This window comes from Leclercia sp. LTM14 (genome assembly GCF_023736175.1).
In the GTDB taxonomy this organism is placed as follows: domain Bacteria; phylum Pseudomonadota; class Gammaproteobacteria; order Enterobacterales; family Enterobacteriaceae; genus Enterobacter; species Enterobacter barmai.
In genome coordinates, this window is sequence record NZ_JAIKTT010000001.1 from 335,331 (window position 1) to 348,169 (window position 12,839).

The following is a 12,839-nucleotide window of genomic DNA, read 5'->3' on the forward strand; positions in this document are numbered from 1 at the left end:
CTCCTTACTCAGGCGACAGCCTGGCTGACTTTAGGCATGGCGAGGCTTAACGCCTGCTGTTCATTCGCCTGTTCATGTAGCAGTTCACCGGCTATGGCCCCTTCACGCATCACCACGATACGGTCGGCCACGCCCAGCACTTCCGGCAGATCGCTGGAGGCGAAGAGCACCGCCACGCCGCGTTTTGCCAGGGCATAAATCACGTTATAGATTTCGTGCTTGGCCCCCACGTCGATACCGCGGGTGGGTTCATCAAGCAGGATCACCTTCATCTCTTCCGACAGCCAGCGGCCAAGTATGGCTTTCTGCTGGTTACCGCCGGAGAGGTTCATGATCAGCTGTTCCGCCCCCGGCGTTTTGATATTGAGGGAACGGATGTGGTGATCGGCATTGCTGACCTCCCAGGTGTCGTTAATCAGACATCCGGCGCGAATGGTCTTGCGGCGGGCCGAAATATTGATGTTGTCCCGCACCGAGTGCACCGGAATGATCCCTTCGGCTTTACGGTCCTCCGGGCAGAGCATCATCCCGGCGCGAATGGCGTGGGCCGGTTTCTGAATGTCTACAGGCTCGCCGTCGATAAACACCCGTCCTCCGGTGATGCGGGTGCCGCCAAATAGCCCTTTCATCAGCTCGCTGCGCCCTGCCCCCACCAGCCCGAACAGGCCGACGATTTCACCGCTGCGCACGGTGAGGCTGATCGGCGTGCGCACGCCCGGGGCTTTCACCTCGTCGAGGCGCAGCAGCTCGCCGCCGTACTGGCGCGGCTCCCAGTGATAGATATCACCCAGCTCGCGTCCCACCATCGCCTGCACCAGCTGGTCATGGTTGACCTGCTGCATATCGTTGAAGGTGCGAACATAACGGCCATCTTTAAAGACGGTGATCGCGTCGCTAAGGGCGAAGATCTCTTCCATACGGTGCGACACGTACAGAATGATGCGCCCCTCTTTACGCAGCTCGCGGATCACGCGGAACAGGTTCTCGATTTCACGCGCCGACAGCGAACTGGTCGGTTCATCAAAGGCAATGACTTTGGCATTGCGCGCCAGCGCTTTGGCAATTTCCACCATCTGCCACTGGCCGATGGAGAGGTATTTGAGCGGGGTCTGCGGGTCAATATCGAGCCCAAGGTGCTTGAGCTGCAGACCGGCTTCATAGTTGAGCAGCGACCGGTTAACGAACCCGCCTTTATGGGGAAGCTGCCCAAGATAGATGTTTTCCGCCACGGTCATCTCCGGCACCAGATGCAGCTCCTGGTAGATGATGGCGACACCGGCGTTCAGCGCGGCGGTGGTATCCGCGAAGGCCACCTCTTTGCCCTGCAACGCCAGGGTGCCCGTGGTGGGGGCGTAGTTGCCGCTGAGGATCTTCAGCAGCGTGGATTTTCCGGCGCCGTTCTCCCCCATCAGGGCATGAACCTGACCGGCATAGCAGTCAAAGCTGATGTCGGTCAGCGCGTTGACACCGGGAAAGGTTTTGCCGATGCCGCGAAAAGAGAGATAGGGTGCAGACTGTTGCATAACGTCTCCGAGGATCGAGTAGTGAACGTCTGGCCCCCCACGGCTGCGGGGGGCGCAATCACAGTAAATTACTTACCGCCCAGTCCTTTTTTCTCCAGCTCTGCTTTGAAGTTGTCACGGGTGATCAGCACCACGTCGGTAACTTCAGTGAATTTCGCAGGCTCGGCACCTTTGGTGACCCAGTTGTAGAGCATTTCGCTGGATTTATAGCCGTGTACGTCCGGGCTTGGCAGCAGGGAGCCGTAGAAACCGGTGGCCTGGGCTTTAGACAGTTCGCTCACCGCATCCACGCCGTTGATGCCGATACCTATGACGTCAGCCGCTTTGAAGCCCTGGCCTTCGGTGGCGCGCACGCCGCCCAGCACGGTGTTGTCGTTCATCCCGACCACCAGCCAGTGCTTCACTTCAGAGTGCTGCACCAGCATGGAGTTAGCTGCGTCGAAGGCGCCCGGGATGTCGTTAGATTTGGTTGGCACTTTGTAGATCTGTTTTCCGGGAAACCGGCCGCTTTCAGGGCGTCCATCGAGCCAGTGGTACGACGACGCGCGGTATCCAGTTCGTCGGCGGTGATCGCCATCACCGCAGTATCTTTCACGTCCCAGCCGCGTTTTTGCATCTCTTTATACAGTTCCTGGCCCTGACGCTCGCCGATTTTGGTCGCCGCCATCATCACCAGCGGGACGGTATCCATCGGCGCGCCTTTGGCGTTGACGAACTGATCGTCCACCGCGATGACTTTCATGTCATAGCCGCGCGCTTTCGCCACGATGGCGGAGCCCAGTTTTGGGTCCGGAGTACAGATGACAAACCCTTTCGCGCCGCTGGCTGCCAGGCTGTCGATGGCGTTCAGCGTTTTTTCACCGTCCGGCACGGCAATTTTGATCACTTCAAAGCCCAAATCCTTCCCGGCTTTGTCGGCAAATTTCCACTCCGTCTGGAACCACGGCTCTTCCGGTTGCTTCACCAGAAAACCGAGCTTTAAGTTCTCCGCCATAGCGGATTGTGACATAACGGCAGCCAGACCGATGGCCGCCAGCGCTTTAGTAAATTTGTGCATGGTTAACTCCAGCTTTAGCGTTCTAATTTGTAGGGGAAAAACAACTCAAATTGGTTTAATCAGACTTAAAACAAGGCATTAGCGCCAGACATGCAGGAAGCGCGTTTGCTTGAGATAGTTTTAGCGGGAAATTAATCATCCATAAGAGAGCGCCATCACACCGCAGAATTACAGTAATTGCGTACATACATTCAGCGAAAAATGACATAACTATGCGGGTATTTGTCGGACAATTAGAAAGGGTGAAAGCAGATTAGTCCATAAGATTAGCTAAGATATCCTTGTGATCCGGGCGCGCTGGCGCCCGGCGTTCTGTTACCAGGGATAATAGATGTGTTCGGCGTGATCGCGCACCGGGGTTTCATCGCCCAGCAGGCGTGCAGAGAGGGTCAGCGCGAAGTCGAAGGCATGGCCCAGGCCTTTGCCGCTGATGAGGTTGCCATCTTCCACCACCGGAGCATCAACGTACTCGCCGTCATGGATATCCTGCCAGAGATCGCCCGAGCAGACGTAGCGACGGCCTTTCAGCAGGCCATTTCCGCCCAGCACGCGTGCAGCTGCAGAACAGATGGGGGCGATGAATTTGCCCGCTTCGTCATGGGCCGCGACAAAACGCACCACGTCGGCACTGGCGGCCAGATTCACGCTGCCCTGCGGCCCGCCCGGTAACACGACGGCGTCATAGTAGCTGTCTATTTTTTCACTGAGGGTGCTGTCCGCGACCATCGGGATATCATGGTAGCTCACCACCGCGCGCGACTCGGCGCAGGCCAGGGTTTCTACCTCAATGTGGAGACGGCGCAGGATATCAATGGTGATAATCGCTTCCGCCTCTTCAAATCCGGGTGCCAGCAGCACCGCAACTTTTGCCATGATGAACTCCGCTTGATAAAAACATAAAACAATGTTTCATTTTCACAGAGAGCAGAGCGTTAAACTCCTTGCTGGATCACATTACGCACCATTTCCTGCGAAAATGATCTCGCGCAATTTTCAGTAGGTGTAAAAAGAAATTAATCATCAGAATTATCCCATCTCACGCATGTTAATTAAGGTTCATATGTCTGTTAAGCACAATTCTGCGAATAATCAAATAAATCCCCAAATAATGTGAATAACCACATAGGGTTAATTAGCAATAAATACATAAATTTCAAGTATTTAATTATTTTTACCATCCGGTTGGTCATGTCATTCTCTTAAACTATTTTAATTTCCTGATGAAAGGTAAGGTTTAGTAAGGATATATTTATAAGGATTTTCTTATAAGCGCACGGCTGATATTATGAATTCAGCCGGTGCCAGAAATGAATATCGGATCACATACACGGAGAACAGAATAACTTTATTCTGTGGTGAACTATCATTAACGCTGATGATTTACCAGGTTACATAAACGAAGATAAGGGAATAGTTATGGCAGTCTCGGATATGATTAACAAGCTCAACACACAGATGAACCTTGAGTTTCACGCATCAAACCTCTACTTGCATCTCAGCGACTGGTGTTCAGAACATAAGCTAAATGGTTCCGCAACCTTCCTGCGGACCCAGGCGCAGAGCAACGTCACGCAGATGATGCGCGTTTTTGATTTTCTGAAACAATCAGGCGCGATGCCGGTTCTGAAGCCAGTGGATATGTCGGATGAATATTGCACCTGCCTGGAAGCCGTTTTCCAGCGCACCCTGGAAGAGTACGAGCAACGCTGCCAGACGCTTCATCAGTTAACCGATGAGGCGCGGAAAATGCAGGACATCTCCACGCTCAACTTCCTGAATGACATTGAAAAAGATCAGCTGCAGGATGGCGTATTACTGAAAACCATCCTCGAAGAAGTTCGCCAGGCTCGCCGCACCGGCATGGGCCTTGAGCAGACCGATCGTCACCTGCTTAACGTTGTAAACTACCAGCATCACTAATCCTGCGTATCCTGCTTAATACCCGGCCCTGCGCCGGGTATTTTCGTTAAAAAAACGTTGCCAACTCTTTGCTTTTTCTGAATTTTAACAAATCAGATCTGGCTCCCATCGAATAACCCTTCTTCGTGTAATGATTTGCAAAATTTTGCATTCTTACACGAGGGATACGCATGATTACCGTTGAGTTTCTGGTCATTATTTTGTGCCTGCTAATCGGCACCCGGTTCGGTGGCATGGGGCTGGGCCTGATAAGCGGCATTGGCCTTTTTATTCTCACTTTTGTTTTTGGTCTGCAGCCCGGTAAACCGCCGGTGGATGTGATGCTGACGATCCTTGCGGTTATCGGCTGTGCGGCCACGCTACAAACCGCCGGCGGGCTGAACGTGATGATGCAGTGCGCCGAACGTCTGCTGCGGCGGCATCCACAACACATCACCCTGCTCGCCCCGTTCACCACCTGGATGCTGACCTTCCTGTGCGGCACCGGCCATGTGGTCTATACCATGTTCCCGATTATTGCCGATATCGCGCTGAAAAAAGGTATCCGCCCGGAGCGGCCTATGGCGGTGGCATCTATTGCCTCACAGATGGCCATCACCGCCTCGCCGGTCTCGGTCGCCGTGGTGTCGCTGGTATCTATCCTGGCCGCGCAGCACGGGATTGGTCACGCGTTTGGCATTCTGGAAATCCTTGCCATCTCCGTTCCGGCCTCGCTGTTCGGCGTGGCGATTGCCGCCCTCTGGAGTTTGCGCCGCGGCAAAGATCTGGCCGACGACGAGGAGTTTCAGGCCCGGTTGCAGGATCCCGAGCAGCGTAAATTCATCTACGGCAGCACCGAGACGTTAATGAATGAGCGTTTCCCGAAGCAGGCGTACTGGTCAACCTGGATCTTCTTTGCCGGTATCGCCGTGGTGGTGTTGCTGGGTGCCCTGCCCGAGCTGCGTCCGGCCTTTGAAGTCAAAGGCAAAATGACGGCGCTGTCGATGAACCTGGTGATCCAGATGATGATGCTGATTGCCGGGGCCGTGATGCTGATGGTCTGCAAGGTCAATGCCGCGTCCATCTCAAACGGGGCGGTATTTAAAGCCGGGATGGTGGCGATCTTCTCGGTATTTGGCGTGGCGTGGATGAGCGACACCTTTTTTCAGGCGCATCTGGAGGAGCTGAAGATTGCCCTGGAAGGGGTGGTGAAAAGTCACCCGTGGACCTATGCGATAGTGCTGTTCCTGGTGTCGAAACTGGTCAACAGCCAGGCGGCCGCATTGACGGCGGTGGCACCAATGGGATTAATGCTGGGGATTGAGCCGAAAATGCTGATCGCTTTCTTCCCGGCGTCATACGGCTATTTTGTGCTGCCCACCTACCCCAGCGATCTTGCCTGCATTGGCTTTGACCGCTCGGGCACCACGCGCATCGGCAGGTTCATTATCAACCACAGCTTTATTTTGCCGGGGCTTATCGGGGTCAGCTGTGCCTGTGCGATGAGCTATCTGCTGGTACAGACCTTTATGTAACTGTCATGCCGGGCGACGCTCGTCGCCCGTTCTCATTATTTTCACAAAACCATTTCTAAATTCAAAACGTCGGTTTATTTTAGTGAGATTCGCCCTGCGGCGTGAACTTCAGCTCAATCAGCGCGATGGCTTTCTGTACGGCGCGCAGGGTGACAGGGTCGGCCGATGCAGGATTGCTGGCGAAATCGATGTTTTTCAGCTGGCTCGACATCTTTTCGCGCACTTCTGCGGGAGCGATGATTTCAATCACATCGAGGATTTGTTTGATGACCAGCTGGCATGCAACGACGTCAGAGATAAATTCCTGATCGGCACTGAGGTTTTGAGACATAGGCTTCTCCTGTTTGAAAGGCCGCCATAGTAGCAAAACGTCAGCGCTGATGCGGCGTACAGGCACAAAAAAACCTGCCGAAGCAGGTTTTTTATCAGAACATCGCGCCTGGCGGTACGTCCTTGAAGGTCTTACAGTAGGATTCGAACATGCTTTTCAGGATTTTGCGCAATTTCATCATTATGCTCCGGCTAAATGTTATGCAGGTGTTATTGTTGATGCGCTTATAATATGACCTGCATCACAAAATCAATCTTTTTGTGATTTTCATCACGGCAGTTTATTTAAAGCAAAACAGTGTTCCGATTAAAAATAAAAAGAATTCATGGCGTTAGCAGAGAACTTGTTCCTGTAAATTTTTAAAAAAAAGTTTAAGTGGCAGAGGAAAAATGACCGAAAAACTCTCCGGCAAAGCGGCAAGCGGGATCTCCCCCGCTGCGCTGTTAGTGGCCGGCGCATTCTTTATGGAGTTCCTGGATGGCACGGTGATCGCCACGGCGCTGCCCGACATGGCGAAGAGCTTTGGCGTGCAGGCAGTGGATCTCAATATCGGCATCAGCGCCTATCTCATCACCCTGGCGGTGCTGATTCCGGCCAGCGGCTGGATCGCCGACCGCTTTGGTGCCCGCAAGGTCTTTACCCTTGCCCTGGCCATCTTTACCCTCGCCTCGGTGCTCTGCGGTCTCGCCACCAGCGTCGATCAGTTCGTCGCCATGCGCGTGCTGCAGGGGATGGGCGGCGCGCTGATGGTGCCGGTTGGTCGCCTTGCCGTGCTGCGCACCACGCCAAAACATCTGTTGATTACCGCCATCGCCACCCTCACCTGGCCCGCGCTGGTGGCGCCCATCATCGGCCCGCCGCTGGGCGGCTTTATTACCAGCTACGCCAACTGGCGCTGGATCTTCTTTATTAACGTCCCCCTGGGGCTGATTGCTATTGTGCTGGCGCTGCGCATCATCCCGGATATCTATGAAGAGACGCGCCGCCCGTTCGATACGCCCGGCTTTATCGCCACCTCGGTTGCCATGGTGAGCCTGGTGTATGCCATGGAGATGATGGGGGCGGAGCAGGTGAATACGACGATTACCCTCGCGCTGCTGGCGATCGGGATGGTGACCATGATCTATGCCCTGCGCCATTTCAGACGCGCCGAGTGGCCGATGATCCGCCTCGATGCCCTGCAGGTGCCCACGTTTCGCGTGACGATGTTTGGTGGCTCGCTATTTCGTGCCTCCATCAGCGCCGTGCCGTTTTTGCTGCCGCTGCTCTTTCAGGTGGGATTCGGCATGGACGCGTTCCACTCCGGTTTACTGGTGCTGGCGGTATTCGTCGGCAACCTGACCATTAAACCCGCCACCACGCCGCTGCTGCGCGGGCTGGGGTTCAAAAAGCTGCTGCTGATTAACGGCGCGCTGAACGTGCTGGCCCTGCTGGCCTGCGCCTTCCTGACGCCGCAAACCCCGGTGTGGGTCATCATGCTGATCCTCTATTTTGGGGGCGTGTTCCGTTCCATTCAGTTTACCGCCATCAGCACCCTCGCCTTCGCCGACGTGCCTTCGCCGCAGATGAGCTATGCAAACACGCTGTTCTCCACCGCGACGCAGCTGGCGGTCGGGCTGGGGATTACGCTTGGCGCTATCGGGATCCGCATCGGCGAGCTGTTCAGTGAATTGCTGGGGATGGAATCGCTACCGGGGATCAGCTTCCGGCTGGCGTTTGTCGCCATTGCGCTGGTCTGTCTGCTGGGGATGGTGGATACGCTGCGGCTGGTGAAAGATGCCGGCAGCGCGGTATCCCGAAAACAGGCATAAAAAAAGCCAGCGCAAGCTGGCTTTTTACTGATATTGACAACTTAGCCGATAATGCCGCGAACAAAGGCTTCGATCTCTTTGTCCTGGCAGTTCTCAAAGAAGCACTGCTGGAAACGCTGACCGGTCACTGCCGTTTTAACCAGCTCCGGATCGATAGCGCGCAGGGTGTCGAGATAGTTCTCTTTCACCACCGCCGCTTTAACCTGGTTCAGGATGCCCGCGTTACGAACCTGAGGCTCTTTACGCTCTGGCGGATAACCTTCGCCATTACGGCCGGTGAAGGCTTTTTCAAAGATAAAGCGCACGTTCAGCTCAGCGCCCCAGCCGAAGCCTTTCGCGAATGGCAGGGAAAGTGCGTTACCGTTGTTGATCTGCGCAAACAGGAAGGCGTCAGCCGGATCGATGCAGTAACCACACACCACGCCCGGGTGGATGTTCAGGGACATCAGCGCGCCCTGGCCGGTACCGCAACCGGTCACCACGAAATCAACTGCTTTTGAATTCAGCAGGATGCTCGCCATGATCCCCAGGTGAATGTAGGTCAGGTGGTGATCGTTTTCGTCGCTCATCCCAACGTTATAAACCGGGAAACCTTTCTCTTCAGCAACGGCGTTCAATTCCTTGAGGATGATGGCGTTTTTTGGCGCCTGGCTGTTTTCCATCATCAGTGCAATTTTCATTCTTCGTCTCCTGAATGCGATGCGGGGCATCCCGCTGTGAATAGCTTACCTGACCAACCTTACTACTAAGCAAACACACTTTCAAATTAAGTGAAAAATAGTTTCAAAAAACAAAGATGCGCTCACAATTTTGCGATCGTAAGGGTTTTCACCGCCGGCTCAGAACCGAATGACACAGGATTGAAGGAAACGGAGGCTCGTGGCAAAGAGAAGGGACAGAACAGGTGGTTATTCCTGGCATTGCGCTGCGCGTCTGGCGCTAGTATAGGTTATTTCAACGCATTCAGAGTGTTCTATGAAGAGATTATGCACGGTCGGACTGGTGCTGCTGCTGGCTGGTTGCGGCATCACCCGCAAGGCTGAAGTCAGCAGCGTCGATGTCAACTCGGGGGTCGTCAGGCTCGATTATGGTCAGCCACTGTTCCAGACCTCTTATGATGATGCTTACGTAACAAGTGGCACGGCGACCCGCGAATGTCAGGCCATGGGATACAGTACGGCACAGGCCTATGGTCAGCCGATCGAAACCTGTAGCGTGATCAGCGGCTCGCTGTGCCTGAATAAAACCGTGACTATCCAGTATCAGTGCCACGGCTATGCCCCCGCCCCTGCCGTTACGACCTCCGCTTATTACTAATTCTGTTGCCAGCGTCTCTGCTGGCAATAATATTCAGAACACGAAACAGAATAATTCTCATTAATATATTTAAAATAGCCGCAATGCGTTTTATTCCCATTCGTATTATAATTTTTCAAATATTTATTTTACTTTTTGCAAATAAATAAATAACAAATTATAGTGGCGCTCACGTTGACCTGTTAATAATAAAACGGAGCTACACCATGCTTAAAACTGAAATGATCGACAAGCTCAATGAGCAAATGAATCTGGAGCTTTACTCCTCCCTGCTTTACCAACAGATGAGCGCCTGGTGTAGCTATCACAGTTTTGAAGGCGCTGCGGCATTTATGCGTCGCCACGCCCAGGAAGAGATGACACACATGCAGCGTCTCTTTGATTATCTTACCGATACCGGCAGTCTGCCGCGCATCAGTCAGGTGGCTTCGCCGTTCGCAGAGTATGCGTCGCTGGACGAACTGTTCCGCGCCACCTACGAGCACGAGCAGCTGATCACCCAGAAAATTAATGAACTGGTTCACGCGGCCATGACCAGCCAGGATTATGGCACCTTTAATTTCCTGCAGTGGTATGTGGCCGAACAGCACGAAGAAGAGAAGCTGTTTAAATCGGTTCTCGATAAACTCTCACTGGCCGGTAAATCGGGTGAAGGGCTGTACTTTATTGATAAAGAGCTGTCGACGCTCGACGCACAAAATTAATATTCATGCGGCGCCATCGGGCGCCGCGTTATTATTAATGGCAGCAGATTTTACTTTCGTGGGTGAAAAAGCCCGCATCCAGCCGAATAAATTTCCGTGCTGCCAGAAATGCCACCCGCTCCCCCCTCTCCCCTTGCGCTGGCGCAGTAATCGCGTTCGGATTTCATAGCCGCCGCGCCTGATTTAATTCGTAAAAATAACTTTACAGGCATTGTAACGTCGGTTTGACGAACCTGCGCTTTTCCCTTACTCTGCGCCGCAGATTTTGTCGTCGTGACGTTGGGTTTTAGAGGAAAACGTGAAGAACAGAACGCTGGGTAGTATTTTTATCGTCGCCGGAACGACGATTGGTGCCGGAATGCTGGCGATGCCGCTGGCTGCTGCGGGCGTTGGATTTGGCGTCACGCTGGTGTTACTGGGCGTACTGTGGGGGCTGATGTGTTATACCGCCCTGCTGCTGCTTGAGGTGTATCAGCACGTTCCCGCCGACACCGGGCTGGGGACGCTTGCCGGGCGTTATCTGGGGCGATTCGGCCAGTGGATCACTGGCTTCAGCATGATGTTCCTGATGTATGCCCTCACCGCGGCCTATATCAGCGGAGCCGGGGAGCTGATCGCCTCCAGCGTCAACGACTGGTTCAACGCCGATATCTCCCCTTCTACCGGCGTGATCTTCTTTACCCTGATTGGCGGGGGCGTGGTCTGCGTCGGCACCTCGCTGGTGGATCTGTTTAACCGCTTCCTGTTCTCGGCAAAAATTATTTTCCTCGTGGTGATGCTGGCGCTGCTTGCGCCGCACATTCATAAGGTCAACTTACTGACGCTGCCGCTGGAGAAAGGGTTAGCGCTATCGGCTATTCCGGTGATTTTTACCTCGTTTGGTTTCCACGGTAGCGTGCCGAGCATCGTCAGCTATATGAACGGCAACGTGCGTAAGCTGCGCTGGATCTTTATTACCGGCAGCGCCATTCCGCTGGTGGCCTACATCTTCTGGCAGATGGTGACGCTCGGCAGCATTAACTCGTCGAGCTTTATGGGGATGCTGGCCAGCCACAGCGGGCTTAACGGGCTGCTGCAGGCCCTGCGTGAAGTGGTTGCGTCGCCGCACGTTGAGCTGGCGGTGCATCTGTTTGCCGACCTCGCGCTGGCGACCTCTTTCCTCGGCGTGGCGCTGGGTCTGTTTGATTATCTGGCAGATCTGTTCCAGCGCAGCCGGACGGTGAGCGGACGCATCCAGACCGGGGCGATCACCTTCCTGCCGCCGCTGGCCTTTGCTCTGTTCTATCCACGCGGGTTTGTGATGGCGTTGGGCTATGCGGGGGTTGCGCTGGCGGTACTGGCACTGCTGTTGCCATCGCTGCTGGTCTGGCAAAGCCGTAAACACCACCCTGACGGCGACTACCGGGTGCCTGGCGGTAAGCCTGCGCTCTGTCTGGTCTTTGCCTGCGGGATCGTGATAATCCTCGTGCAGTTCGGAATTGCGGCGGGTCTGTTGCCGGAAGTGGGATAAAGCGCATTAATGTCCGGCGGCGCTTCGCTTGCGCGGGCCTACGAAGGGTTTTGTAGGCCGGGTAAGCGAAGCGCCACCCGGCAGAAATGGGCGCTGTTAATGCAGACAGCAGTTCTTGAATTTTTTGCCGCTGCCGCACGGACAAGGGTCGTTACGCCCTACTTTGGTGCCGTTGATCACCGGCTGCTGAGCGACCGGCTCTTGCGGGTTGGCAATCCAGTAGTTATAGAGGCGCAGCGCTGCCGGGCGAATGCCCTCAATGCTCTGCTGGAACTCCTCTTCGGTTAAGGTATCCAGACGATCAAAGTTCTCTTCGGAACCGTGCAGCGCAATCAGATCCAGATCGGCGCGCAGGGACTCCGGCAGGGACGACCAGTCGGTCAGCGCCACGCCGCGCATATAGCCGAAGCACCACTCTTCCACCACGGTATAGGTTTGCCCCTCGACATCGTTCATGCCGAACATCGGTTCAAACTGATCCGGGTAGTCGCTCAGGCGCTCGGCGATATCGTTCATATGCTTGAAGCAGAGATCGATAAAGCGGTTCATCTCGCGATCGTTCTTCCAGCGCGGAATGTTTTTCTCCCCGCCCCATACCGCCACCAGCCAGCGATCCGGCTCAACCACCATCGGGCCAGACAGTACCGCGGTCAGCATGCCGTCGAGTTCTGAGACGTCCATAACGGACTCGTCGTCATGACCGTAGGTCATTAAGGTCTCTTCCAGCCACTCCATTTCGGTTTCGTTTAACGGGCCTTGGGTCATGGTGCTTCTCCTGCAGAATAGATTTGCGTGCAGGGTAACACAGAAACCGTGCCTTCCCCTGCTAATTGCACGGGCTATGCTGGTGCAAAACGGCGCAAATCGTGACCGTTGCACAACTTATGTGCTTTGTTGTTAATGAGATGTGATCCCCGCTGGAATTTCACTTCGTGCTGCCGGGTGGCTTAAAACGGCGCTCTATACTGAAAATTGTCCAAACATGGCAATAGCTGCCCGTTCTGGCAACCATTTTGCTTAACGTTGTTCTGTCGAGGAGATGCGTCAGAAAACCTCGCCTGTTTCTGCAGTTTGTCGTCCGTATAGTGCAGTCCGTTTAGTGCAATGCTTTTGGATTGGGTACGCCTCAGGGCGTTCGGCTACACAGGGTTC

Annotated in this window: 12 protein-coding genes and 1 pseudogene; 6 read left to right on the forward strand and 7 right to left on the reverse strand. The window is 54.5% G+C overall.

The window, feature by feature from the left end; all coding sequences use genetic code 11:
• Positions 1-8 precede the first annotated feature (8 nt).
• The 3 genes and pseudogenes from araG to K5I40_RS01605 all read right to left on the reverse strand — a co-directional run bounded on the left by araG (position 9) and on the right by K5I40_RS01605 (position 3,453).
• Positions 9-1,523: an L-arabinose ABC transporter ATP-binding protein AraG gene (araG, locus tag K5I40_RS01595; RefSeq protein WP_223073840.1), complete on the reverse strand. Its 1,515-nt coding sequence runs from the start codon at positions 1,521-1,523 to the stop codon at positions 9-11.
• Positions 1,524-1,591: 68 nt separating this feature from the next.
• Positions 1,592-2,580: pseudogene (gene araF, locus K5I40_RS01600) on the reverse strand (arabinose ABC transporter substrate-binding protein AraF).
• Between the two features lie 315 nt (positions 2,581-2,895).
• Positions 2,896-3,453, reverse strand: a complete 558-nt coding sequence (locus tag K5I40_RS01605) for a DJ-1 family glyoxalase III (protein ID WP_223073839.1) — start codon at positions 3,451-3,453, stop codon at positions 2,896-2,898.
• Positions 3,454-3,996: 543 nt separating this feature from the next.
• Between K5I40_RS01605 and K5I40_RS01610 the strand changes: the two genes are divergently transcribed.
• Together K5I40_RS01610 and K5I40_RS01615 are read left to right on the forward strand one after the other, a co-directional pair.
• Positions 3,997-4,500 carry a non-heme ferritin-like protein gene (locus K5I40_RS01610; protein ID WP_138369372.1) on the forward strand — a complete coding sequence of 168 codons (504 nt, stop codon included), beginning with the start codon at positions 3,997-3,999 and terminating at the stop codon, positions 4,498-4,500.
• Positions 4,501-4,670: 170 nt separating this feature from the next.
• Positions 4,671-6,014 (forward strand): anaerobic C4-dicarboxylate transporter, encoded by a 1,344-nt coding sequence (locus K5I40_RS01615; RefSeq protein ID WP_223073838.1) that lies wholly within the window; start codon positions 4,671-4,673, stop codon positions 6,012-6,014.
• Positions 6,015-6,093: 79 nt separating this feature from the next.
• Here the strand turns inward: K5I40_RS01615 and K5I40_RS01620 are convergent, their stop codons facing one another.
• Together K5I40_RS01620 and azuC are read right to left on the reverse strand one after the other, a co-directional pair.
• Entirely contained in the window at positions 6,094-6,345 is a 252-nt protein-coding gene (locus K5I40_RS01620) for a DUF2766 family protein (RefSeq protein WP_223073837.1), read from the reverse strand.
• 94 nt (positions 6,346-6,439) lie between these two features.
• Positions 6,440-6,523, reverse strand: a complete 84-nt coding sequence (gene azuC, locus K5I40_RS01625; RefSeq protein WP_098946254.1) for a stress response protein AzuC — start codon at positions 6,521-6,523, stop codon at positions 6,440-6,442.
• Positions 6,524-6,734: 211 nt separating this feature from the next.
• Here azuC and K5I40_RS01630 point away from each other — a divergent pair, with 211 nt between their 5' ends.
• The gene (locus K5I40_RS01630) at positions 6,735-8,156 is read left to right on the forward strand and encodes an MFS transporter (protein WP_223073836.1); all 1,422 of its coding nucleotides are present in this window, start codon (positions 6,735-6,737) and stop codon (positions 8,154-8,156) included.
• Positions 8,157-8,197: 41 nt separating this feature from the next.
• Here K5I40_RS01630 and K5I40_RS01635 read toward each other — a convergent pair whose 3' ends face one another.
• The gene (locus K5I40_RS01635) at positions 8,198-8,836 is read right to left on the reverse strand and encodes an RpiB/LacA/LacB family sugar-phosphate isomerase (protein WP_032612023.1); all 639 of its coding nucleotides are present in this window, start codon (positions 8,834-8,836) and stop codon (positions 8,198-8,200) included.
• A gap of 295 nt (positions 8,837-9,131) precedes the next feature.
• On the opposite strand from K5I40_RS01635, the gene yecR reads away from it, so the two are divergent.
• From yecR to tyrP, 3 genes are all read left to right on the forward strand, one after another.
• Positions 9,132-9,473, forward strand: a complete 342-nt coding sequence (gene yecR / locus K5I40_RS01640; protein ID WP_039030870.1) for a YecR family lipoprotein — start codon at positions 9,132-9,134, stop codon at positions 9,471-9,473.
• Positions 9,474-9,679: 206 nt separating this feature from the next.
• On the forward strand, positions 9,680-10,177 hold the full coding sequence (ftnA, locus tag K5I40_RS01645) for a non-heme ferritin (protein ID WP_223073835.1): 498 nt from the start codon (positions 9,680-9,682) through the stop codon (positions 10,175-10,177).
• 298 nt (positions 10,178-10,475) lie between these two features.
• Positions 10,476-11,687, forward strand: coding sequence for a tyrosine transporter TyrP (gene tyrP, locus K5I40_RS01650; RefSeq protein WP_223073834.1), 1,212 nt, complete (start codon positions 10,476-10,478; stop codon positions 11,685-11,687).
• Between the two features lie 96 nt (positions 11,688-11,783).
• On the opposite strand, the gene K5I40_RS01655 is transcribed toward tyrP, so the two are convergent.
• Positions 11,784-12,452, reverse strand: a complete 669-nt coding sequence (locus K5I40_RS01655; RefSeq protein ID WP_039030873.1) for a YecA family protein — start codon at positions 12,450-12,452, stop codon at positions 11,784-11,786.
• Positions 12,453-12,839 lie beyond the last annotated feature (387 nt).

What these genes read in the sequence shown, in the direction of transcription:
- araG (WP_223073840.1), bottom strand. Translation starts at nt 1,523, where the DNA reads ATGCAACAGTCTGCACCCTATCTCTCTTTTCGCGGCATCGGCAAAACC.
- K5I40_RS01605 (WP_223073839.1), bottom strand. Translation starts at nt 3,453, where the DNA reads ATGGCAAAAGTTGCGGTGCTGCTGGCACCCGGATTTGAAGAGGCGGAA.
- K5I40_RS01610 (WP_138369372.1), top strand. Translation starts at nt 3,997, where the DNA reads ATGGCAGTCTCGGATATGATTAACAAGCTCAACACACAGATGAACCTT.
- K5I40_RS01615 (WP_223073838.1), top strand. Translation starts at nt 4,671, where the DNA reads ATGATTACCGTTGAGTTTCTGGTCATTATTTTGTGCCTGCTAATCGGC.
- K5I40_RS01620 (WP_223073837.1), bottom strand. Translation starts at nt 6,345, where the DNA reads ATGTCTCAAAACCTCAGTGCCGATCAGGAATTTATCTCTGACGTCGTT.
- azuC (WP_098946254.1), bottom strand. Translation starts at nt 6,523, where the DNA reads ATGAAATTGCGCAAAATCCTGAAAAGCATGTTCGAATCCTACTGTAAG.
- K5I40_RS01630 (WP_223073836.1), top strand. Translation starts at nt 6,735, where the DNA reads ATGACCGAAAAACTCTCCGGCAAAGCGGCAAGCGGGATCTCCCCCGCT.
- K5I40_RS01635 (WP_032612023.1), bottom strand. Translation starts at nt 8,836, where the DNA reads ATGAAAATTGCACTGATGATGGAAAACAGCCAGGCGCCAAAAAACGCC.
- yecR (WP_039030870.1), top strand. Translation starts at nt 9,132, where the DNA reads ATGAAGAGATTATGCACGGTCGGACTGGTGCTGCTGCTGGCTGGTTGC.
- ftnA (WP_223073835.1), top strand. Translation starts at nt 9,680, where the DNA reads ATGCTTAAAACTGAAATGATCGACAAGCTCAATGAGCAAATGAATCTG.
- K5I40_RS01655 (WP_039030873.1), bottom strand. Translation starts at nt 12,452, where the DNA reads ATGACCCAAGGCCCGTTAAACGAAACCGAAATGGAGTGGCTGGAAGAG.